This is a genomic window from Streptomyces sp. NPDC006393, from assembly GCF_040628575.1.
GTDB lineage: Bacteria > Actinomycetota > Actinomycetes > Streptomycetales > Streptomycetaceae > Streptomyces.
The window spans coordinates 1-19,553 of the sequence record NZ_JBEXZD010000141.1; the positions used below are offsets into that span (position 1 = coordinate 1).

The following is a 19,553-nucleotide window of genomic DNA, read 5'->3' on the forward strand; positions in this document are numbered from 1 at the left end:
CCGGGGGCGACATCGAGACTGATGTCGTCCAGGACGAGCTGCTGCCCGCCCGGAGTCGCGAAGGACTTCGAGACGTTCTCGATGCGCGCCGCGTGTGTCACGGACTCGGCGGCCTGGGCGAGGGTCGTGGCCATGGTCGTCACCTCCTGGGAACTTGTCGGCTACGGGCTTATTCGGCGCCGAGACCGGCGTCGCTGACGGTGGGCTCGCCCTCGGCCCGAAGGACCTTGTTCAGGAGGGTGAGGTCGTAGATGCCGTCCAGCTTCGGGTCCTGCAAGAGGCCGGACTCGACCGCGTGCCGCGCCTCGGTGTTCAGGGTCGCGGCCAGCGGGTCGTCGGTGAGGCTGAGGGACTTCCACGCCGGGTCCATGACGTCGGCGGGCAGTGCCTTGCCGGAGTCGACCGCCAGCTGCTCGTTCGCCGCCGCCTTCGCCTCGTCCGGGTGCGCGTTGATCCACTTGTTGGTGTCGACCGAGGCCTTCAGCACCGCCTCGACGGCCTTGGGGTGCTCCCTCAGGAACTTCTGCGACACGATGATGTTCGTGATCACGAACTTGTTGCCGGGCCACAGCGACGACTCGTCCAGCAGCACCTTGGCGCCCTCGGCGACCAGCTTGGAGGCGGTCGGCTCCGGCACCCAGGCACCGTCGATGGAGCCGGACCTGTAGGCGTCCGGGGTGATCTTGTTGTCGGTGCGGACCACCGACACATCGCCCTTGCCGCTCTGCGGGTCGACCTTCCAGCCCTGCTCCGCGATCCAGTTCAGGAACGCCACGTCCTGCGTGTTGCCCAGCTGCGGGGTGGCGATCTTCTTGCCCCTGACGTCCTTCAGGGACTTGATCTTCTTCGGGTCGACGACGAGCTTGACGCCGCCGGAGGCCGAACCGCCGATGATCCGCAGGTTCTTGCCGTCCGCCTTGGTGTAGCCGTTGACCGCCGGGGACGGGCCGATCCAGCCGATGTCGACGGACCCGGCGTTCAGGGCCTCGATCTCGGACGGGCCGGCGTTGAAGACCTGGTACTCGGCCTTCGTGGCCCCGAGTGCCTTCTGGAAGAAGCCCTTCTGGTGGCCGACGAGCGCGGTCGCGTGGGTGACGTTGCCGAAGTAGCCGATCGTGACGGAGTCGAGCCCGTCGATCTTCTTGGCGCCGGCGGCGATCTTCTGCTCGGCGGTGCCGTCCGCGGCCTTCGAGCCGTAGCCGCAGGCGGCCAGGGTCAGGAGCGGAAGAGCGACGAGCACGGCGAGGCCGCGGCGGAACAAGGATGAGCGGGTGGCAGGCACGGGAGGCTGTCCTCTCGTTGGCCCGGCGGTCACGGTCTCTCAGGTCGCGGCCGGGAGATCGGCAGGTCTTCGTCTACGTCGGCGGGGGGTGAGGGCGCGCGGACAGCGCGCGTGCGTCAGCGCACACATCGCCCCACTCCGCCCTGCCCGCTGCCGAGGGCGCCGCTGCCGACCCGGCCGCCCTCTTTCGCGAACATCGAGTAGAAATCCGAGGAGTTCATGGTCAGAAGTCCCAGCCGTCCTCTTCCGAGGCGTCCTTGACCGGTTCCGGTGCGGCGAAGGACTCGCCGACCATGCCGGCGGTCAGCGTGGTGCCGTCGGAGGGGTCGATCAGGATGAACGAGCCGGTGCGGCGGGAGCCGGCGTAGGAGTCGACCGGCAGCGGCTCGGCGGTGCGGATCTTCACCCGGCCGATGTCGTTGGCGACGAGCCGCCCCGGGTGCGGGTGCAGCGACAGGTCGTCGAGGGTGAGCCGGGAGGGGATGTCCTTCACGATGGCCTTGACCGTGCGGGTGCCGTGCTTGAGCAGCACCCGGTGCCCGACGGTCAGCGGGGCGTCGGCGACATGGCAGACCGTCGCCTCCACGTCCTGGGTGGTCGCGGGCGCGTCCTTGCTCGGCACGATCAGATCGCCGCGCGAGACGTCGATGTCGTCCTCCAGCAGGACCGTCACCGACTGCGTCGTCCAGGCCACGTCGACCGGGGTGCCCAGCAGGTCGATGCCGGAGATCCGGGTCGTGCGGCCCGACGGCAGGACGGTGACCGGGTCGCCGACGCGGAAGGAACCGGCGGCGATCTGTCCGGCGTAGCCCCGGTAGTCCGGGTGCTCCGCGCTCCGCGGCCGGATCACGTACTGCACGGGCAGCCGCGCGTGGCAGTGCGCCAGGTCGTGGCTGACCGGCACCGTCTCCAGGTGCTCCAGCACGGTCGGGCCGCCGTACCAGTCCATGTGCGCGCTGGGCTCCACCACGTTGTCACCCACGAGCGCGGAGATCGGGACGGCGGTGACCTCCGGGACGCCCAGATCGGTGGCGTACGCCGTGAACTCCTCGGCGATCGCGGCGAAGACCTTCTCCTCGTAGCCGACCAGGTCCATCTTGTTCACGGCGAGGACGACGTGCGGGACGCGCAGCAGGGCGGCGATGGCGGCGTGGCGGCGGGTCTGCTCGACGACGCCGTTGCGGGCGTCGACCAGGATGACCGTCAGCTCGGCGGTGGAGGCGCCGGTGACCATGTTCCGCGTGTACTGCACATGGCCCGGAGTGTCGGCCAGGATGAAGCGGCGGCGCGGGGTGGCGAAGTAGCGGTAGGCGACGTCGATGGTGATGCCCTGCTCGCGCTCGGCGCGCAGGCCGTCGGTGAGCAGCGCCAGGTCCGGGGCGTCCTGGCCGCGGCTGGCGGAGGCGCGCTCCACGGCCTCCAGCTGGTCGGCGAGGACCGACTTGGAGTCGTGCAGCAGACGCCCGACGAGCGTGGACTTGCCGTCGTCGACGGAGCCGGCGGTCGCGAACCGCAGCAGGGTGGTCTCCGACAGCTGCTCGACCGACAGCGGCTCGGTGGGTTCGGTGGTGCTGGTCATGACTAGAAGTACCCCTCGCGCTTGCGGTCTTCCATCGCGGCCTCGGAGAGCTTGTCGTCGGCGCGGGTGGCGCCGCGCTCGGTGAGCCGGGAGGCGGCGATCTCGGTGATGACCTGCTCCAGCGTCACCGCGTCGGAGTCGACGGCACCCGTGCAGGACATGTCGCCGACGGTGCGGTAGCGCACCTGCCGCTTCTCGACGGTCTCGCCGTCCCTGGGGCCGCCCCACTCGCCGGCGGTCAGCCACATGCCGTTGCGGTTGAACACCTCGCGCTCGTGGGCGAAGTAGATCGCGGGCAGCTCGATGCCCTCCCGTGCGATGTACTGCCACACGTCCAGCTCGGTCCAGTTGGACAGCGGGAAGACCCGGACATGCTCGCCCGGGGCGTGGCGGCCGTTGTACAGGTTCCACAGCTCGGGGCGCTGGCGGCGCGGGTCCCACTGGGAGAACTCGTCGCGCAGCGAGAACACCCGCTCCTTGGCGCGGGCCTTCTCCTCGTCCCGGCGCCCGCCGCCGAAGACCGCGTCGAACTTCTCCGCCTGGATCTTCTCGGTCAGCGGAAGCGTCTGCAGCGGGTTGCGGGTGCCGTCCGGGCGCTCCTTGAGCACACCCCGGTCGATGTAGTCCTGCACGGACGCCACATGCAGACGCAGGCCGTGCTGCGCCACGGTCCGGTCCCGGAAGTCCAGCACCTCGGGGAAGTTGTGCCCGGTGTCCACGTGCAGCAGAGCGAACGGCACCGGCGCCGGCGCGAACGCCTTCAGCGCCAGGTGCAGCATGAGGATGGAGTCCTTGCCCCCGGAGAACAGGATCACCGGGTTCTCGAACTCGCCCGCCACCTCGCGGAAGATGTGCACCGCCTCCGACTCCAGCGCGTCCAGGTGGGAGAGGGCGTACGGGCTGTCCGTGCCCTCCTCGACCTCGGCGACGGTGGTCGTCATGCCAGTCCCCTTTCGCTGAGCAGGGCGTACACCGACGCCGCGGACTCCTGCACGGTCTGGTTCTGCGACTCGATCCGCAGGTCGGGCGACTCGGGCTCCTCGTACGGGTCGTCGACGCCCGTCAGTCCGGTCAGCTCGCCCGCGGCCTGCTTGGCGTACAGGCCCTTCACATCGCGTACGGAGCACACCTCGACCGGCGTCGCGACGTGCACCTCCAGGTATGTCGTGCCGTTCGCCTCGTGCCGCTTGTGCACCGCGTCGCGGCTGTCCGCGTACGGCGCGATGACCGGGACGAGCACCTTGACGCCGTTGCGGGCGAGGAGCTCGGCCACGAAGCCGATGCGCTGCACGTTGGTGTGCCGGTCCTCGCGGCCGAAGCCGAGCCCCGCCGAGATGAACTCGCGGATCTCGTCGCCGTCGAGCACCTCGACGAGGTGGCCCTCCTCACGCAGCCGTCCGGCCAGCTCGTGCGCGATGGTGGTCTTGCCGGCACTCGGCAGACCCGTGAGCCATACGGTGGCTCCGGTGGTCACGTGGTTCTCCTGAATGTGTGTCGTGGTCATCCGTGCAGCCCGCACTCGGTCTTGGCGCGGCCCGCCCAGCGTCCGGCGCGTGCGTCCTCGCCCTGGAGGATCCGCCGGGTGCACGGGGCACAGCCGATGGAGGCATAGCCGTCCATCAGCAGCGGGTTGGTGAGGACTCCGTGCTCGGCCACGTACGCTGCCACATCTTCCTGTGACCACCGTGCGATGGGGGAGATCTTCACCTTCCGGCGCTTGTCGTCCCAGCCGACCACGGGCGTGTTCGCCCGGGTCGGGGACTCGTCGCGGCGCAGCCCGGTCGCCCAGGCGTCGTAGTCCTTGAGCCCCTCTTCCAGCGGCAGCACCTTGCGCAGCCGGCAGCACAGGTCCGGGTCGCGGTCGTGGAGCCTGGGGCCGTACTCGGCGTCCTGCTCGGCGACCGTCTGCCGCGGGGTGAGGGTGATGACGTTCACGTCCATCACGGCCTCGACGGCGTCGCGGGTGCCGATGGTCTCCGGGAAGTGGTAGCCGGTGTCGAGGAACACCACGTCCACGCCGGGCATCGCCCGGGAGGCGAGGTGGGCGACCACCGCGTCCTCCATGGAGGAGGTCACACAGAACCGCTTGCCGAACGTCTCGGCCGCCCACCGGAGGATCTCCAGCGCGGAGGCGTCCTCCAGATCGCGTCCGGCCTGCTCGGCCAGCACCTTCAACTCATCGGCGGTGCGCTTGTGCTGAGCCGTCGTCATATCGACTCTTCCCCTCCGTTGTCAGCCGCCTGGTGGAGCCCCCGGGCCAGCAGCCCGAGGAACTTCAGCTGGAAGGCCCGGTTGCACGCGGCGCACTCCCAGGCGCCGTGGCCCTGCTCGCCGGGGCGCAGGTCCTCCTCGCCGCAGTAGGGGCAGTAGAAGGGCGCGGCCCGCTCGCTCACGACAGCGCCTCCTCGGAAGCTCGGGCGGCCCAGACCGCGAAGCGCTCGCCGGTCTCGCGCTCGGCGAGGTAGCGCTTGAGGACGCGCTCGATGTAGTCGGGCAGCTCGGCGGAGGTCACCTTCAGGCCGCGGACCTTGCGGCCGAAGGAGGGCTCCAGGCCGAGCGCGCCGCCCAGGTGGACCTGGTAGCCGCCGACCTGGTTGCCCTCGGCGTCGACGACCAGCTGGCCCTTGAGGCCGATGTCCGCGGTCTGGATGCGGGCGCAGGCGTTGGGGCAGCCGTTGATGTTGATGGTGAGCGGCTCGTCGAAGTCGGGCAGCCGGCGCTCGAGTTCGTCGATGAGGTCGCTGCCGCGCTCCTTGGTCTCCACGATGGCGAGCTTGCAGAACTCGATGCCCGTGCAGGCCATCGTGCCGCGCCGGAAGGTCGAGGGGCTGACCCTGAGGTCCAGCGCCTCCAGGCCGTCGACCAGCGAGTCGACGCGGTCCTGCGGGACGTCCAGGATGATCATCTTCTGTTCGACCGTGGTGGACACCCGCCCCGAGCCGTGCTCCTCGGCCAGTTCGGCGACCTTGGTGAGCAGCGAGCCGTCCATCCGCCCGACGCGCGGGGCGAAGCCGACGTAGAACCGGCCGTCCTTCTGGCGGTGCACGCCGATGTGGTCACGCCACTGCTGGGCGGGCATCTCGGGCGCCGGTCCGTCGAGGAGCTTGCGGCCCAGGTACTCGTCCTCGACGACCTGACGGAACTTCTCCGCGCCCCAGTCGGCGATCAGGAACTTCAGCCGGGCCCGGTTGCGCAGCCGCCGGTAGCCGTAGTCGCGGAAGACGGACGTGACCGCCTCCCACACCTCCGGCACCTCCGCCTCGGGCACCCAGGCGCCGAGGCGCACCCCGAACCTGGGGTTGGTGGACAGACCGCCGCCGACCCACAGGTCGAAGCCGGGGCCGTGCTCGGGGTGGACCACGCCGACGAAGGAGATGTCGTTGATCTCGTGGGCGACGTCCAGCAGCGGGGAGCCGGAGACGGCCGTCTTGTACTTGCGCGGCAGGTTGGAGAAACGGGGGTCGCCGATGTAGCGGCGGACGATCTCGTTCAGCGCGGCCGTGCCGTCGATGATCTCGTCCTCGGCGACTCCGGCGACCGGGGAGCCGAGCATGCCGCGCGGGCAGTCGCCGCAGGCCTCGGTGGTGGACAGGCCGACCGCCTCCAGGCGTTCCCAGATGGCGGGCACGTCCTCGATGCGCACCCAGTGGAACTGGATGTTCTGTCGGTCGGTGATGTCCGCGGTGCCCCGGGCGTACGTCTCGGAGACCTCGCCGATCGCCCGCAGCTGCTCGGTGGTCAGCCGGCCGCCTGTGATGCGGACGCGCATCATGAAGTACTCGTCCTCGAGCTCCTCGGGCTCCAGCACACCGGTGCGGCCGCCGTCGATCCCGGGGCGGCGCTGGGTGTAGAGACCCCACCAGCGGAAGCGTCCCCGCAGGTCGTTGGGGTCGATGGAGTCGAAGCCACGCTTGGAGTAGATCGTCTCAATGCGTGTCCGCACATTGAGACCGTCGTCGTCCTTCTTCAGCTGCTCGTTGCCGTTGAGCGGGGTCAGGTGCCCCACGGCCCACTGTCCCTCGCCACGATGGCGGCTCACCTTGCGGCGGGGCGCGACGGAGTTCTGCGAAGAGGCGGCCATGGTCGATACGTCCTTCGGGACAGCGGAGAATGCGGCTCTGACCTGCGCGGATGCGAGCGCACGGGCAGACAGGCAGGCGTGCGCGTCATTGCGCGGGGAGGAGAAACGAGAGATCCGGCGGTATACGGCCCGTGGCTCGAGGCCACTGTGGCCGGGTCAGCTCGCCGGACAGATGGCGCTGGACATGCGGCCGAGGTCGACGTGCCGTCGACTCACCAAGGCGATTCCAGTTCCAGACATGACCGCAGCGTGGCACGGCGATCTGGACACAGTCCAGCTTTATCCAAGATGCGGACACCCTTGTCTCGCGATGAGAGACAAGGGTGTCGTTGATCACATACCCCGAAGGCGGCCGGGGCCGCCCAGGTCAGGTGGGGTCAGTCGGCGTGGGCGCCCGGCCAGGGGCCCGGATTCGCCACCTCCGGTTCCTCCTCGACCCTGGTGTCGAAGAGCTGGAAGCCGCGGCGCTGGTAATTCTCCATCGCGTACTCGCCGTCCTTGCTGCACGTGTGCAGCCACACCCGCTTGGTCGTGGCCAGCCCCGGCCAGCGGTCCGCGAGGTCCCAGGCGCGGGCGGTGCCGTACGACAGCAGGTGCCCGCCGATCCGCCGGCCGCGGAAGGCCGGGATCAGCCCGAAGTAGACGATCTCCACCACTCCGTCGTCCTGCGCCTCCAGCTCGACGTACCCCGCCGGTGTGCCCCGGTCGTACGCCACCCAGGTCTCGACAGCCGGACGCTCCAGGTACTCCCGCCACCGGGCGTAGCTCCAGCCGAGCCGGTCCGTCCAGCGGATGTCGCCGCCGACCGAGGCGTACAGGAACCGGTTGAACTCGGGCGACGGTACCTCGGAACGGACGATCCGGACATCCCCCTCGGGTGTGGCGGCCGGGAGGAGGTCGGTGGGAGCGGTCTGCTCCAGGGACCAGGTGGTCACGGCGATGTGCGTCATGCCGGTCAGGGAATCATCCGGGCCGGGCCTGTGTCGATCGGGTCCGTCCCCGGCCCTGCCCCGCGTCCGCCCGTGCCGTCCTACCGCAGCTCCCGGTCGACCGAGGACAGCGGCAGCGCGAACAGGGTCCGTCCGGACAGCGACCACAGCTCGCCGGTCGCCTCCCAGTAGGACAGGGAGCCGGCGCCGTCTCCCCAGCAGCGGTGCGTGTCGTCGGACGATCCGCACCGCGCCGCCCCGGCGCCGTGCAGGTCCTGCCGCCACAGAGTGCCGTGAGCGCCGGACGGCCCGGCCGCCCGGCTCAGGTACCAGCGGGCGGGGCCCGTCGGACCCGTGCGGTGCGAGAGCACGCCTCGTACGCCGTCCGTCTTCGTCTCGTACGCCTCGTCGGCGGTCACGGTCCCGGTGGAGTCGGCGGCCAGCAGACCGGAGCGGGCCGGGTCCGTGCTGAAGGAGTACCGCCACAGACGCGTGTGCCCGCCACTGCCGCCGGCCGTCGGCTCGCTCGCGACGAGACTGGCCGGGGTGGAGGTGCCATCGAGGGAGAGACCGTCGGGGCAGGGGAGTTCGGAGCCGGTCGTCGTACCGGCCGCGCGGGCCGTGCCGGTCGCGCCGCCGCACTGCCCCTGTGCCGGACGGTAGGAGGCGACCGCGGGCAGCACCCACCGGTAGCCGTACGCCGACCAGCCGCCGGGCACCCGGCCGATCGCATCGGTGGTGACGGTGGCGCGCTGGATGCGGCGCAGGTCGTAGACGTACAGCGCGTCGGGTTCGCTGCCGGAGGTGGTGACCAGCAGCTTGTCCCGGTACCAGACCATCCCCGACACATGCGAGGCGAGGCCGCGGTAGTCCCGTCCGCCGTCGACGGGCACGGCCAGCAGGGCCCAGGTGTAGGTGAGGCGGGCGGGGTCGTCGGCGTTCACGAACGCCACCCGGGCCAGGTCGTGGTCCATGGGACCGCCGCCCTCGCGCGTCCAGCCGGAGAGGATCACCCGGTGCGCGCCCCACCCGCCGTAGGCGTCGGCGTCGCCGGACGTGGTCACCGACTCCGGCCGCCAGCGGCGCGTGGCGGCGTCGGCGGTGTCCCAGCAGTAGGCGCGCGTGGCCTCCGGTTCGACGGGCAGCGCCTTCTTCTCCCCGGCCGTGCAGGCGTCCTCGGTGCGCAGCTCCTGGTCGGCGCCGGCCAGCACGGCGTCGACACCGGCCGGGCGGCCCATCGCCGCCTCCAGCCGGTTCAGGGACCGCTCCGGCACCAGCTGCTCCGTCAGCCGCAGCCGGCCCAGCTCGGCGGACGAGGTGAGCGGTTTCAGGGCGCCGGGGTCCTCGGCGACCGTGGCCTGGGAGGCGCTGATCAGGGTGGCGGTGGCGGTCAGTGCGAGCCCGGCCCCGGCCAGCACCGCGCGCAACGCCCTGCCCCGCCTGCGGCGGCGGTGTCTGCCGCGTTGCTTCATCCAACCCCCCTTTTCAGGGCTCGGTCCGCCTCGGGACGCCCTCCGGCCGAGGCGGTCCAACTGCGCGGGACGTTCCGAGCGTTGGCCGAGGAGCGGAATACGGCGGCGCGCACGCGATGCTACGGCAGTCCCGCCCGCCGCAGGACGAAGACCCCGCAAATATGCGGAAGATGCCACGCCGGGACTACTCGGGCCCACGCCCTCGCGCCGGGGCGACTCGCCTCACGTGGATCCGGGGCGGGGCGCTTCGTGGCGGGGCGAGTGTGCGTCCGGGCGTCGCGCGCCCTCGCGGACCGGCGGCAGGGCGATTCGTGGCAGGGCGCTTCGTGCCGGGGCGACTCGTGGCGGGGGCGACGTGCGTCAGGGTCACTCGTGCGTCGCCGACTCGTGGCGGGGCGTCTCGCGTCACGGTCACTCTCACCTCACCGAGTCGTGTCTCGGTCACTCTCGCCTCGTCGAGTCATGTCACGGCGACGTGCGGCACGCGGGCTCGAGTCGGAGCGAGTGGGAGCGAGTCGTGTCACGGCCACTCGTGCCTCGCCGGCTCGGGGCGCGTGGACTCGTGCCGGGCCGGCTCGCGGAGCCGCGCCTCGTGCCGGGCCGGCTCGCGGAGCCGCGCCTCGTGTCAGGTCGGCTCGCGGAGCCGCGCCCGGTGTCAGGCCGGCCGGTGACGGGTCGGTTCAGGGTGCGGAGGGTGCCGTGCCGGTCCGGCGTACCGCTGGGGCCGTCGAGTGCGGCAGCAGGTCGCGGGGGTCGTCCGGGAGGAGCACCCGGACCTCGGCGCCCTCGCGGAAGCGGTAGGGCCGGTGTTCGAGGAAGGCGCCCAGATACCGCCGTACCCGGGACATCTCGGCCCGGACGGTGACCGTGCGGGCCGGGTCGCCGAACACCGCCTCGGCCAGGTCCGCCGCGCTGCGCCCGTCCGGGTGCAGGGCCAGCAGGTAGAGCAGTTCGGCGTGGCGGGGGCTCAGTTCGTGCGACCAGGAGCCCGCGCCCCCCGAGACCGCCACCGACCAGCGCCGGGCGCGGGTGAGGTCCAGCACGATCCGGGCGTCGCCGTGCACGGCCACCTCCTCGTCGGCCCGCACCAACCAGCCGCCCGCCAGCGGCTCCAGGGAGCACAGGCCGACCGCCGGCAGCCACCGGCGGCCCGGGGCAGCGGACTTGGGCAGCGGGATGCGCGGGGTGTACGGCATCCCGGCCACCGCCGCCGTCCAGCCGTCCCGGTCCACCACCGCCGCCCGGCCGTCCAGCCGGGCCAGTACCGGCGCGGCCACCGCGCGCAGCCGCTCCAGCGCGCTCAGGTGCAACTCCCGCAGCCGCGCCTCGGCCAGCTTGGCCACCGAGTCCACCCAGGCCAGCGTCGCCGGATGCATGGTCTCCAGGGGCCCGCTGACGTCCACCACGCCGAGCAGCCGGCCGTCGCGGGGGTCGGTGACGGGGGCGCCGGTACAGGTCCAGGTGGTGTGCGAGCGGACGAAGTGCTCGGAGGCGAAGACCTGCACGGGCCGGCGCACCACCGCCGGGGTGCCGACGCCGTTGGTGCCGACCACGTCCTCCCGCCAGTCGGCGCCGAGTTCGAACCCGAGCCCGTCGGCCTTGCGCAGCACCGAGGGATGGCCCTCGCGCCACAGCACCCGGCCGTCCTCGTCGGCGACGACCATGATGTGCTGGGCGACGTCGGCGACGGACAGCAGCCCCTCGCGCAGCACCGGCAGCACATGCCGCAGCGCAGACGCCTCGCGCCGCCGCTCCACCTCCTCGCGGGGCAGCAGCCGGGAGTTCAGGCCGTGGTCGGGATCGATGCCCGTGCGCAGCACGCGCTCCCAGGACTGCCCGATCACCGGACGCGGGGCCACCTGCGTACGCTGCCCCGCGAGCGCCGCCGAGCGCACCTCGCTGAGCAGCCGCGCCGCCCGCGCCGCGTCGACGGCGGCGATCCGCGTCACGTCCACGTCCAACGGCGCCTTCGCCACTGGGTCCTCCCGCCACGAGGGGCCACCGACCACCGGTTTCCCCGGAATGTTCCGGCCATGTGTCGGCGGCCTTCCCGACTGTGCGGTTCATACTGCCGTTCACCGGCGCCGGAGGGACCGGCTCCGGCCATACCGGACGGGCGAGTTGCAACCCCTTGCAACCCTGGTGAACAGGCGCACGGTGGTTGAAACTTGTTCAGCGCCGCCGTGTGCGGCGTCCGTGGCCTGCAACGGGGCCGCGGCGGGGGTGGTGCCGTGTCGGCGCAGCACCACCCCCGCGTGGTGTCCGGAACCCGCCCTACGCCGAGCGCCGGATGCCGGGGCGCTACGCCGGAGATCGGACACCTGGCCTATGCCGGACGCCGGATGCCAGGCAGCCCACAGAGGCCGGATCTTTTCGGTGGCCGCGTCACGGCACCGGGCGCGCCCGCTCCACCAGCGCCGCGAGGGGCAGCGTGTGCGGCAGCGTGCCGAAGGCCGCGCCGCCGTCGCCGCCCAGCCGCGCGGCGCAGAACGCGTCCGCGACCTCCGGCGGCGCGTACCGCACCAGCAGCGACCCCTGGAGCACCAGCGCGAGCCGCTCGACCAGGCGCCGGGCGCGGGCCTCGACGCCCTCCAGGTCGGCGAGTTCCGTGAGCAGGTTCTTGATCGCCGTGTCGAGGCGGTGGTCGGCGCCGCGCGCCCGGCCCACCTCCCGCAGATACGCGTCGAACGCCTCCGGCTCCCGCCGCAGCGCCCGCAGCACGTCCAGCGCCTGGACGTTGCCGGCGCCCTCCCAGATCGAGTTCAGCGGCGACTCCCGCACCAGGCGGGGCATGCCTGACTCCTCCACGTACCCGTTGCCGCCCAGGCACTCGGCGGCCTCCACCGCGAGCGGCGCGCACCGCTTGGTCACCCAGTACTTGGCGGCCGGCACCGCGATCCTGAGCAGCGCCCGCTCCTGCTCGCCGCCGTCGTCACAGGCCGCCGCCAGTCGCAGCGCCAGCGTGGTCGCCGCCTCCGACTCCAGCGCCAGGTCGGCCAGGACGTTGCGCATCAGCGGCTTGTCGACGAGCGGCCCGCCGAACGCCTCCCGGTACGTGCAGTGGTGCACCGCCTGCGCCACGGCCTGCCGCATCAGCCCCGCCGAACCGAGCACGCAGTCCAGCCGGGTCGCCGCCACCATCCCGATGATGGTGCGCACCCCGCGCCCCTCCTCGCCGACCCGGCGCGCCCACGTCCCGGCGAACTCGACCTCGGCGGAGGCGTTCGACCGGTTGCCCATCTTGTCCTTGAGCCGCTGGACGAGGAACACGTTGCGGCTGCCGTCCTCCAGGATCCTCGGCACCAGGAAGCAGGTGAGCCCGCCCGGGGCCTGCGCGAGCACCAGGAAGGCGTCCGACATCGGCGCCGAGCAGAACCACTTGTGCCCGGTCAGCTCGTACGCCCCGGCCTCGGCGAGCGGCCGCGCCGAGGTGGTGTTGGCCCGTACGTCGCTGCCGCCCTGCTTCTCGGTCATGCCCATCCCGAACAGCACCCCGGCCTTCAGGCGCGCGGGCCGCAGCTCACGGTCGTAGACCATGGAGGTCAGGCGCGGCTCCCACTCGGCGGCCAGCTCCGGGTCGGTGCGCAGCGCGGGCACCGCCGCGTGCGTCATCGACAGCGGGCAGCCGTTGCCCGCCTCCACCTGCGACCACACCAGGAACCCGGCCGCCCGCCGCACCTGCCCCGCGGGACGGCCCCAGGCGGCCGTCAGGCCCGCCGCGACCCCCTTGCCGAGCAGCCGGTGCCAGGCCGGGTGGAAGTCGACCTCGTCGACACGGTGGCCGTAGCGGTCGTGGGTGCGCAGGCGCGGCGGGTTCTCGTTGGCCTGCGCGCCCCACTCCTGCACCTGGGCGGAGCCCGCCGAGCGTCCGAGCGCCGACAGCTCGCCGCGCACCTCGTCGAGCACAGCGGCGTCGACGTGCCGCTCGACCGCCTCGGCCAGCGCCCGGTCGGCGGTGAAGACGTCGTAGCCGACCAGCGGGGGTGCCTGGTTCGTCACGGAGTGAGTGCTGGCTGCCATGGAACGGAACCTACCTCGCGGTACGCCGCCGGTCACCACACGGTCACCGGCGAGAGGGACCCGGCTGGACAGGGATACCTTTAGGGCGTGCAGCATGCCAGTGATACCCCCGACAGGCCGTCCGGCCGCCTCCACAGGGCCCGTGCCCTCTACCGGAACGTCTCCAAACGCAGGACCGCCTGGCTGCTGCTCAAGGACACCGTCAACTCGTGCATGGAGTACCGGATCCTCGGGCTGGCCGCCGAGGCCGCGTTCTTCACCCTGCTGTCCGTGCCGCCGCTGCTGCTCAGCCTCATCGCGCTGCTCTTCTACGTCGACAGCTGGACCGGCGCCCACACCATCGCCAGCCTGGAGCGCAACATCCTCGACGCCTCCCGCACGGTCCTGTCCGACCAGGGCGTGAAGGAGATCACCCAGCCGATCCTGCGGGACGTGATGAAGGGCGGCAGACCCGATGTGATCTCCATCGGGTTCGTGTTCGCGCTGTGGTCGGGCTCCCGCGCGGTGAACGTCTTCATCGACACCATCACCGTGATGTACGGCCTGGACGGTGTGCGCGGCATCGTCAGGACCCGGCTGATGGCGTTCCTGCTGTTCGTCGTGGCGCTGCTGATCGGCTCGGTCGCGCTGCCGCTGATGGTCGCGGGACCGGACGCGGTGGTGCGCGTGGTGCCCTGGTCGACGACCGTGGTCCAGGTCCTGTACTGGCCGGTGGTCATCGTGCTGTCCGTCGCCTTCCTGACCACGCTGTACCACGTGTCCGTGCCGGTGCGCTCGCCGTGGATCGAGGACGTGCCGGGGGCCCTGGTCGCCCTGGCCATGTGGGTGGTGTGCAGCTTCCTGCTGCGCATCTACCTCACCAGCACCGTCGAGGGCCCCACCATCTACGGCTCACTGGCCGCGCCGGTCGCCGTGCTGCTGTGGATCGGTGTGTCCGCGTTCGCCGTGCTCGTCGGGGCCGCGGTCAACGCGGCCATCGACCGGGTCTGGCCGGCCGCCGCGACGGCCGCGGCCCGCGCCGCCAACGAGCGGGTGCGCGAGGCGCAGATCGCCGAGTACGTCGCCCGTGCCGCCGCCGCCCGCGAGGCCGACCCCGACGGCGGCGACGACCCCGACATGCCCTCCGAGTTCCCCGAGCGCTGGTCCCGTTTCCTGCCCCACGAGGACGTCACCGCCCGCCTGCGCGCCCACGCCAGGGCCACCCAGCCCCGCAGCCCGCACAAGGAGAGCCAGAACGGTTCCTCCCCCCAGAAGTGGGAGAAGTGACGGCGGGGTCACTAGCCTCGGGTACGTGGCTCACGTGGCTGTCGAGACGTCCGCGGGGGCGGTCGGTGGCGGGTACGCGGAGCGGCCCTCCCGGCTGGCCGGCGCGGTGGTGTGGACGAAGGGCCCGGCGGGGTCCGAGGCCGGTCCCGGAGCCGGTCCCGGAGCCGGTCCCGGTGCCGGGGTTCGGCCCGTGCTGCCCGACGGGTGCATGGATCTGCTGTGGAGCGAGGGACGGCTGCTGGTCGCCGGGCCGGACACACGTGCCTACGTCCCCGCGGGACCGCCCGCGCGCTGGGCCGGGCTGCGGTTCTTCCCCGGCACGGCGCCCGGCTACCTCGGCGTGGCCGCCCACGAGCTGCGCGACCGGCGTGTCGAACTGGCCGAGCTGTGGCCCGCGGCGCGGGTCCGGCGGCTGAGCGCACGCCTGGAGGCGGCGCCGGACCCGGCCGCTGCGCTCGAGGAGGCGGCCCTCGAACTGGCCGCCGCGACGGGCCCGCCCGACCCGCTGCTGCGGCACCTCGTCGCGGCCCTGGACGCGGGCCGCCCGGTCACCGCCACCGCCGACGAACTCGGTCTGGGCGCCCGCCGGTTGCACCGCCGCTCACTGGCCGCCTTCGGCTACGGCCCCAAGACGCTGGCCCGCGTCCTGCGCCTGCAACGCGCCCTGGCACTGGCGCGGGCCGGGGTGCCGTTCGCCGAGACCGCGGTCCGGGCCGGCTTCGCCGACCAGGCCCATCTCGCCCGGAACGTACGGGAGCTGACCGGCATGCCGCTGCGCGACCTACTCGCTCTCGGGTAGCGCGGCGAACAGGTCCACGCCGTTGCCGTCCGGGTCGTGCACGACCGCGTACCGCATCCCCCAGAACGCGTCCCACGGCTTGAGCTCCCCGTGGTACCCGGCGCCGACCAGGTCCTCGTACACCGCGTCCACCTCCGCGGGCGAGGCGCACCGGAAGGCGAGCCCGACCCTGCCGCCCCCTGACGGGGGCCGCCACGCGGGGTGGAAGGAGCGGACGGTGGCCTCGGTGTCCAGCGCGAGGGTCAGGCCGCCGGGCAACTCTGCCTCGACGTGCGGCTCTTCCTCGGCGCCCTCCGGGAATTCGAGCCCGAGGCGGCGGTAGAAGGCCAGGGAGGCGGCCAGGTCGGAGGCGACCAGGCCGATCACGGCGAATCGTGGAGTCGTCATACGGCCACGCTAGGCACGGCCCCGACCGCCGGTCTTGAACGAATCGGACGTGCGCGACGCGTCCACCTGCGACGTTCCGGTGGCGCTTCAGTGACGTTTCTCCGGTGAAGCCGTTGCGCCGTTGGGGTGAGTAAAGGGCTGCCCATGGTGGTCTCCGCCACTGACCACGGGAAGCTTTTGTCTCGGCAAAGGGCTGCCGTGTCGCCCGACAACCCCCCATCGCACCCGAGGAGTTACGCCTTGACGTACGGGAAGAAGCTGCGTGAGCAGATCACCGCGCCGGGTACCACCCCGCTGATCGGTGTGTACGACATGTACTCGGCGTCGATCGCGGCCGAGCACTACGACGGCATGTTCGTCTCCGGGTTCGGCTTCGCCGCGTCGTACTACGGACTGCCGGACATCGGCTTCATCGCCTGGCCGGACATGGTGGCGTTCGTCCAGCGACTGCGGGGCGCGTTCCCCACCCACCACCTGCTGGTCGACATCGACGACGGCTACGTCGATCCCGAGGTCGCCTGCCACGTGGTGGAGGGGCTGGAGCGGATCGGGGCCTCCGGCGTGATCCTGGAGGACCAGAAGCGGCCGCGCCGGTGCGGGCACGCCGACGGCAAGCAGGTGCTGCCGCTCGACGAGTACCTCGCCAAGCTGGAGAAGGTGCTGGCCACCCGGCACGACCTGGTCGTGGTGGCACGCACCGACGCCACCGACGAGGCCGACATCCTGCGCCGGGCCAAGGCCCTGGCGGCCACGGACGCGGATGTGATCCTCGTCGACGGCATCCGCAGCGTGGAGTGGATCCGCACGGTGCGCGAGGCCGTGGGCGGCAAGCCGCTGCTGTTCAACCAGATCGCCGGCGGCAAGTCCCCGCGCCTGTCCCTGGGCGAGCTGTCCGAACTCGGCGTCGACGTCGCGATCTACAGCACTCCGTGCCTCTTCGCCGCGCACGAGGCGATGGACAGCGCCCTCGCCGAACTCAAGCGGGCCGACGGCCGGTTGCCCGTGGTGGACACGGCGCGCGGCATCGGCGTACAGGCCTCGACGCGCCTGCTGGAGCGCAACATGGCGCACCGGCGACCCGAGCGCGCGGGCGTGAGCGCGGACGCGGACGCCGGCGCCGACGCGGGCGCGAGCGCCGGTGTGGGCGTGGGCGTGTGAGCGGGCGCGGACCGGTGCCCCGGCTGGGTACGGCGACCGTCCTCGCCGCGGCGCTGCTGGGCGCCACGGCGCCCGTGGCCACGGCGGGGGACGAGACCGGGGGCAGCAGCCTGATCACCGTCGTCGACAACTCGCACGCCGACTCGATCCTCGAGGTCGACCGCACCGCGAACGTCCAGACCGGCAGCGGCACCGCGGGCAGCGACCACGACGGCAGCGCCGTCGACCTGATGCAGGCCCTGGTGGGCGCGGCACACGGCGACGAGGAGGACGGCGGCTGAGGCGGTGAGCGGCCGCGGCCGGTGAACGGCGGGCCGGTGGGAGGCCGGGGCATCCCCCGGTCCTTCACCAGCCCTTCACCGGCCCTCATCGGCCCGGCAGCGACGCGGACCGTGCCCGGCCGCGTACGCCGAACGGCCCCATCTCGGCCTTCTGCGCCGGAATACGGAGCGCCGTCGTGGTGCTCTGGTGTTACCGGTGCTGGTGCACGAGCGCGGCGAAGGGCTGGTGGGCACATGACGGCAGACCAGACGGATCCCGTGGTCAGAACGCCCCACGGCGCGGTACGCGGCAGATACGAGCACGGGGTGGCCGTGTTCCGGGGGATTCCCTACGCGGCGCCCCCGTTCGGGCCCCGCCGGTTCCGGCCGCCGGTGCCGCCCGAGCCGTGGGACGGGGTGCGGGACGCGGGCTCCTTCGGGCCGACCGCGCCCAAACCACCGTACTCCGAGGCCTTCGCCCAGTATCTGTCCGACCCGTCCGTGCCCGGCGACGACTGCCTGAACCTGAACGTGTGGACGCCCGAGCCGGGCCCGGGCGCACGGCTGCCCGTCCTGGTCTGGCTGCACGGCGGGGCGCTGACCCGCGGCTCGTCCGCCGTGCCCGTGTACGCCGGGCACTCCTACGCCCGTGACGGGGTCGTCCTGGTCTCCGCCAACTACCGACTGGGTGTGGAGGGCTACGGACTGTTCCCGGACGCGCCCGCCAACCCGGGCCTGCGCGACCAGCTCGCCGCGCTGCGCTGGGTGCACGACTCGATCGAGGCCTTCGGGGGTGACCCCGACCGGATCACCCTGTGCGGCCAGTCGGCCGGCGCCATCAGCGTCGGCGCCCTGATCGCCGCGCCGCAGGCCCAGGGCCTGTTCCGGCGTGCCGTCCTGCAGAGCGGGCCTCCGGAGGCGTCCGACCGGGACAAGGTGCGCCGGATGGTGCGCCGCATGGCGACCCGGCTGAAGGTGCCCGCCACCGCCGAGGCCTTCGCCTCCGTCGACCGCGACCTGCTGCTGCGCACGCAGGCCGAGGTCGGCCGGCTCAGCAGCCCGGTGCTCGGCGGACCCGCCTTCGGGATCGTCGTCGACGGCGACCTCGTGCCCCGCGACCCGCTGGAGGCGCTGATCGCCGGGGAGGCGGCACGCGGCGCGGACCTGCTCATGGGCTGGACCCGCGACGAGTACCTGCTGTGGCTGGTGCCCGGTGGCCTGCTGGAGCGCGTCGACCGGCTCGGGCCGGTCGCGCTGGCCGGTGCCATGGCCCGCTGCCACTGCGGACACGAGGTGGTCCGCGGCTACCGGTCGCTGCGGCCCCGGGCGGGTGCCGCCGAGATCGTCGGCCAGATGGTCACCGACCACCTGCTGCGCCGCCCGCTGCACCGCCTGGCGGACGCCCGCCCCGGCTCCGCCCACGTCTACGAGTTCGCCTGGCCGTCCCTCCTGCCCGGCCTGGGCGCCTGCCACGCCCTGGAACTCGGCTTCGTCTTCGACACCGGGGACGTACCGGAGTCCCGCAGGCTGGCGGGCGAGGGCGCCCCGCAGGAGCTGGCCGACACCATGCACGCGGCCTGGGTCCGCTTCGCCACCGAGGGCGACCCCGGCTGGGAGGCCTGGGACCCGGCCCACCCGGTGCACGTCTTCGGCGACGGCCCCCCGCACACCGTGTACGGCCCGCGCGACGCGGAACTCGCCCTGTGGACGGCCGACACCGCTCCCCGCCCCGCGGAGGAGACCTCCCCCGCCCGCACCGCGGAACTGCGCGCGGTCATCCGGCGCCTGCGCCGCCCCGGCGAAGTCCGCGGCACCTGACCCGCGGGCGCCGGATGGCGAGTCCGGCCCCCTGGGCTGCCGTGCCCCGGCCGGACCGGCGGGGTGTGCTCGTACCGCGTCCCGTGCGACGAGGCCGCGCGTCGCGGCGTCTGCCGACCACACCCGGGGTGCGGCCGACGCACGGACGGCGCCCCCGCCCGCCGCCCGCGCCACCGCTCGCCGCCGTTCGCCGCCCGCGCCACCGCTCGCCGCCGTTCGCCGCCCGCGCCACCGTTCGCCGCCGGCACCCCGCCCGCGCCGCCCGCGCCACCGTTCGCCGCCGGCACCCCGCCCGCGCCGCCAGAACCGCCCGCGCCACCGTTCGCCGCCGGCACCCCGCCCGCGCCAGCAGCGCCGCCAGCGCCGCCGTTCGCCGCCGGCACCCCGCCCGCGCCGCCAGAGCCGCCAGCGCCGCCGCTCGCCGCCGGCACCCCGCCCGCGCCGCCGTTCGCCGCCCGCGCCACCGTTCGCCGCCCGCGCCGCCCGACCGCAGAGCGGAGGT

At 73.0% G+C, this 19,553-nt stretch carries 18 protein-coding genes and 1 pseudogene; 5 read left to right on the forward strand and 14 right to left on the reverse strand.

All coding sequences use genetic code 11. The features are described from left to right. The 13 genes and pseudogenes from ABZ484_RS34935 to ABZ484_RS34995 form a co-directional block, all read right to left on the reverse strand. Positions 1-134: pseudogene (locus ABZ484_RS34935) on the reverse strand (ABC transporter ATP-binding protein); the annotation flags it as partial. Between the two features lie 35 nt (positions 135-169). After that, positions 170-1,282: an aliphatic sulfonate ABC transporter substrate-binding protein gene (locus ABZ484_RS34940; protein WP_358869987.1), complete on the reverse strand. Its 1,113-nt coding sequence runs from the start codon at positions 1,280-1,282 to the stop codon at positions 170-172. A 223-nt stretch (positions 1,283-1,505) separates the two neighbouring features. Then, a complete protein-coding gene (locus ABZ484_RS34945) occupies positions 1,506-2,861 on the reverse strand; it encodes a GTP-binding protein (protein ID WP_358869988.1) in 1,356 nt (451 codons plus the stop codon). A 2-nt stretch (positions 2,862-2,863) separates the two neighbouring features. Next, positions 2,864-3,802 (reverse strand): sulfate adenylyltransferase subunit CysD, encoded by a 939-nt coding sequence (cysD, locus tag ABZ484_RS34950; RefSeq protein ID WP_358869989.1) that lies wholly within the window; start codon positions 3,800-3,802, stop codon positions 2,864-2,866. Continuing rightward, entirely contained in the window at positions 3,799-4,335 is a 537-nt protein-coding gene (gene cysC / locus ABZ484_RS34955) for an adenylyl-sulfate kinase (RefSeq protein WP_358869990.1), read from the reverse strand. The genes cysD and cysC overlap by 4 nt, the downstream gene beginning before the upstream one ends. 26 nt (positions 4,336-4,361) lie before the next feature. Beyond that, entirely contained in the window at positions 4,362-5,072 is a 711-nt protein-coding gene (locus tag ABZ484_RS34960) for a phosphoadenylyl-sulfate reductase (RefSeq protein ID WP_358869991.1), read from the reverse strand. Beyond that, positions 5,069-5,254, reverse strand: a complete 186-nt coding sequence (locus ABZ484_RS34965) for a hypothetical protein (RefSeq protein ID WP_358869992.1) — start codon at positions 5,252-5,254, stop codon at positions 5,069-5,071. Before ABZ484_RS34965 ends, ABZ484_RS34960 begins: the two co-directional genes overlap by 4 nt. After that, the gene (locus tag ABZ484_RS34970; protein ID WP_358869993.1) at positions 5,251-6,942 is read right to left on the reverse strand and encodes a nitrite/sulfite reductase; all 1,692 of its coding nucleotides are present in this window, start codon (positions 6,940-6,942) and stop codon (positions 5,251-5,253) included. The genes ABZ484_RS34965 and ABZ484_RS34970 overlap by 4 nt, the downstream gene beginning before the upstream one ends. Positions 6,943-7,098: 156 nt before the next feature. After that, positions 7,099-7,182, reverse strand: a complete 84-nt coding sequence (locus ABZ484_RS34975; protein WP_309486338.1) for a putative leader peptide — start codon at positions 7,180-7,182, stop codon at positions 7,099-7,101. A 137-nt stretch (positions 7,183-7,319) separates the two neighbouring features. Beyond that, positions 7,320-7,892 carry a GNAT family N-acetyltransferase gene (locus ABZ484_RS34980; RefSeq protein ID WP_358869994.1) on the reverse strand — a complete coding sequence of 191 codons (573 nt, stop codon included), beginning with the start codon at positions 7,890-7,892 and terminating at the stop codon, positions 7,320-7,322. An 80-nt stretch (positions 7,893-7,972) separates the two neighbouring features. Further along, positions 7,973-9,343, reverse strand: coding sequence for a hypothetical protein (locus tag ABZ484_RS34985; RefSeq protein WP_358869995.1), 1,371 nt, complete (start codon positions 9,341-9,343; stop codon positions 7,973-7,975). Between the two features lie 680 nt (positions 9,344-10,023). After that, on the reverse strand, positions 10,024-11,319 hold the full coding sequence (locus ABZ484_RS34990; protein ID WP_358869996.1) for a GAF domain-containing protein: 1,296 nt from the start codon (positions 11,317-11,319) through the stop codon (positions 10,024-10,026). Between the two features lie 409 nt (positions 11,320-11,728). Beyond that, entirely contained in the window at positions 11,729-13,363 is a 1,635-nt protein-coding gene (locus ABZ484_RS34995; protein WP_358869997.1) for an acyl-CoA dehydrogenase family protein, read from the reverse strand. A gap of 87 nt (positions 13,364-13,450) precedes the next feature. Here ABZ484_RS34995 and ABZ484_RS35000 point away from each other — a divergent pair, with 87 nt between their 5' ends. Further along, positions 13,451-14,629, forward strand: a complete 1,179-nt coding sequence (locus ABZ484_RS35000) for a YihY/virulence factor BrkB family protein (protein WP_358869998.1) — start codon at positions 13,451-13,453, stop codon at positions 14,627-14,629. A 25-nt stretch (positions 14,630-14,654) separates the two neighbouring features. Continuing rightward, positions 14,655-15,428 (forward strand): helix-turn-helix domain-containing protein, encoded by a 774-nt coding sequence (locus ABZ484_RS35005; protein ID WP_358869999.1) that lies wholly within the window; start codon positions 14,655-14,657, stop codon positions 15,426-15,428. Here the strand turns inward: ABZ484_RS35005 and ABZ484_RS35010 are convergent. Next, positions 15,411-15,815 carry a VOC family protein gene (locus tag ABZ484_RS35010; RefSeq protein ID WP_358870000.1) on the reverse strand — a complete coding sequence of 135 codons (405 nt, stop codon included), beginning with the start codon at positions 15,813-15,815 and terminating at the stop codon, positions 15,411-15,413. The genes ABZ484_RS35005 and ABZ484_RS35010 overlap by 18 nt on opposite strands. A 240-nt stretch (positions 15,816-16,055) precedes the next feature. On the opposite strand from ABZ484_RS35010, the gene ABZ484_RS35015 reads away from it, so the two are divergent. From ABZ484_RS35015 to ABZ484_RS35025, 3 genes are all read left to right on the forward strand, one after another. Next, entirely contained in the window at positions 16,056-16,973 is a 918-nt protein-coding gene (locus tag ABZ484_RS35015) for an isocitrate lyase/PEP mutase family protein (protein WP_358870001.1), read from the forward strand. Beyond that, positions 16,970-17,254: a hypothetical protein gene (locus tag ABZ484_RS35020; RefSeq protein ID WP_358870002.1), complete on the forward strand. Its 285-nt coding sequence runs from the start codon at positions 16,970-16,972 to the stop codon at positions 17,252-17,254. Before ABZ484_RS35015 ends, ABZ484_RS35020 begins: the two co-directional genes overlap by 4 nt. A gap of 234 nt (positions 17,255-17,488) precedes the next feature. Beyond that, positions 17,489-19,051, forward strand: coding sequence for a carboxylesterase family protein (locus ABZ484_RS35025; RefSeq protein WP_358870003.1), 1,563 nt, complete (start codon positions 17,489-17,491; stop codon positions 19,049-19,051). Positions 19,052-19,553 lie beyond the last annotated feature (502 nt).

Coding starts and splice junctions, on each gene's coding strand:
- ABZ484_RS34960 (WP_358869991.1), bottom strand. CDS start 5,072: ATGACGACGGCTCAGCACAAGCGCACCGCCGATGAGTTGAAGGTGCTG.
- ABZ484_RS34985 (WP_358869995.1), bottom strand. CDS start 9,343: ATGAAGCAACGCGGCAGACACCGCCGCCGCAGGCGGGGCAGGGCGTTG.
- ABZ484_RS34980 (WP_358869994.1), bottom strand. CDS start 7,892: ATGACGCACATCGCCGTGACCACCTGGTCCCTGGAGCAGACCGCTCCC.
- ABZ484_RS35010 (WP_358870000.1), bottom strand. CDS start 15,815: ATGACGACTCCACGATTCGCCGTGATCGGCCTGGTCGCCTCCGACCTG.
- ABZ484_RS34995 (WP_358869997.1), bottom strand. CDS start 13,363: ATGGCAGCCAGCACTCACTCCGTGACGAACCAGGCACCCCCGCTGGTC.
- ABZ484_RS34945 (WP_358869988.1), bottom strand. CDS start 2,861: ATGACCAGCACCACCGAACCCACCGAGCCGCTGTCGGTCGAGCAGCTG.
- cysD (WP_358869989.1), bottom strand. CDS start 3,802: ATGACGACCACCGTCGCCGAGGTCGAGGAGGGCACGGACAGCCCGTAC.
- ABZ484_RS35025 (WP_358870003.1), top strand. CDS start 17,489: ATGACGGCAGACCAGACGGATCCCGTGGTCAGAACGCCCCACGGCGCG.
- ABZ484_RS34975 (WP_309486338.1), bottom strand. CDS start 7,182: ATGTCTGGAACTGGAATCGCCTTGGTGAGTCGACGGCACGTCGACCTC.
- ABZ484_RS34970 (WP_358869993.1), bottom strand. CDS start 6,942: ATGGCCGCCTCTTCGCAGAACTCCGTCGCGCCCCGCCGCAAGGTGAGC.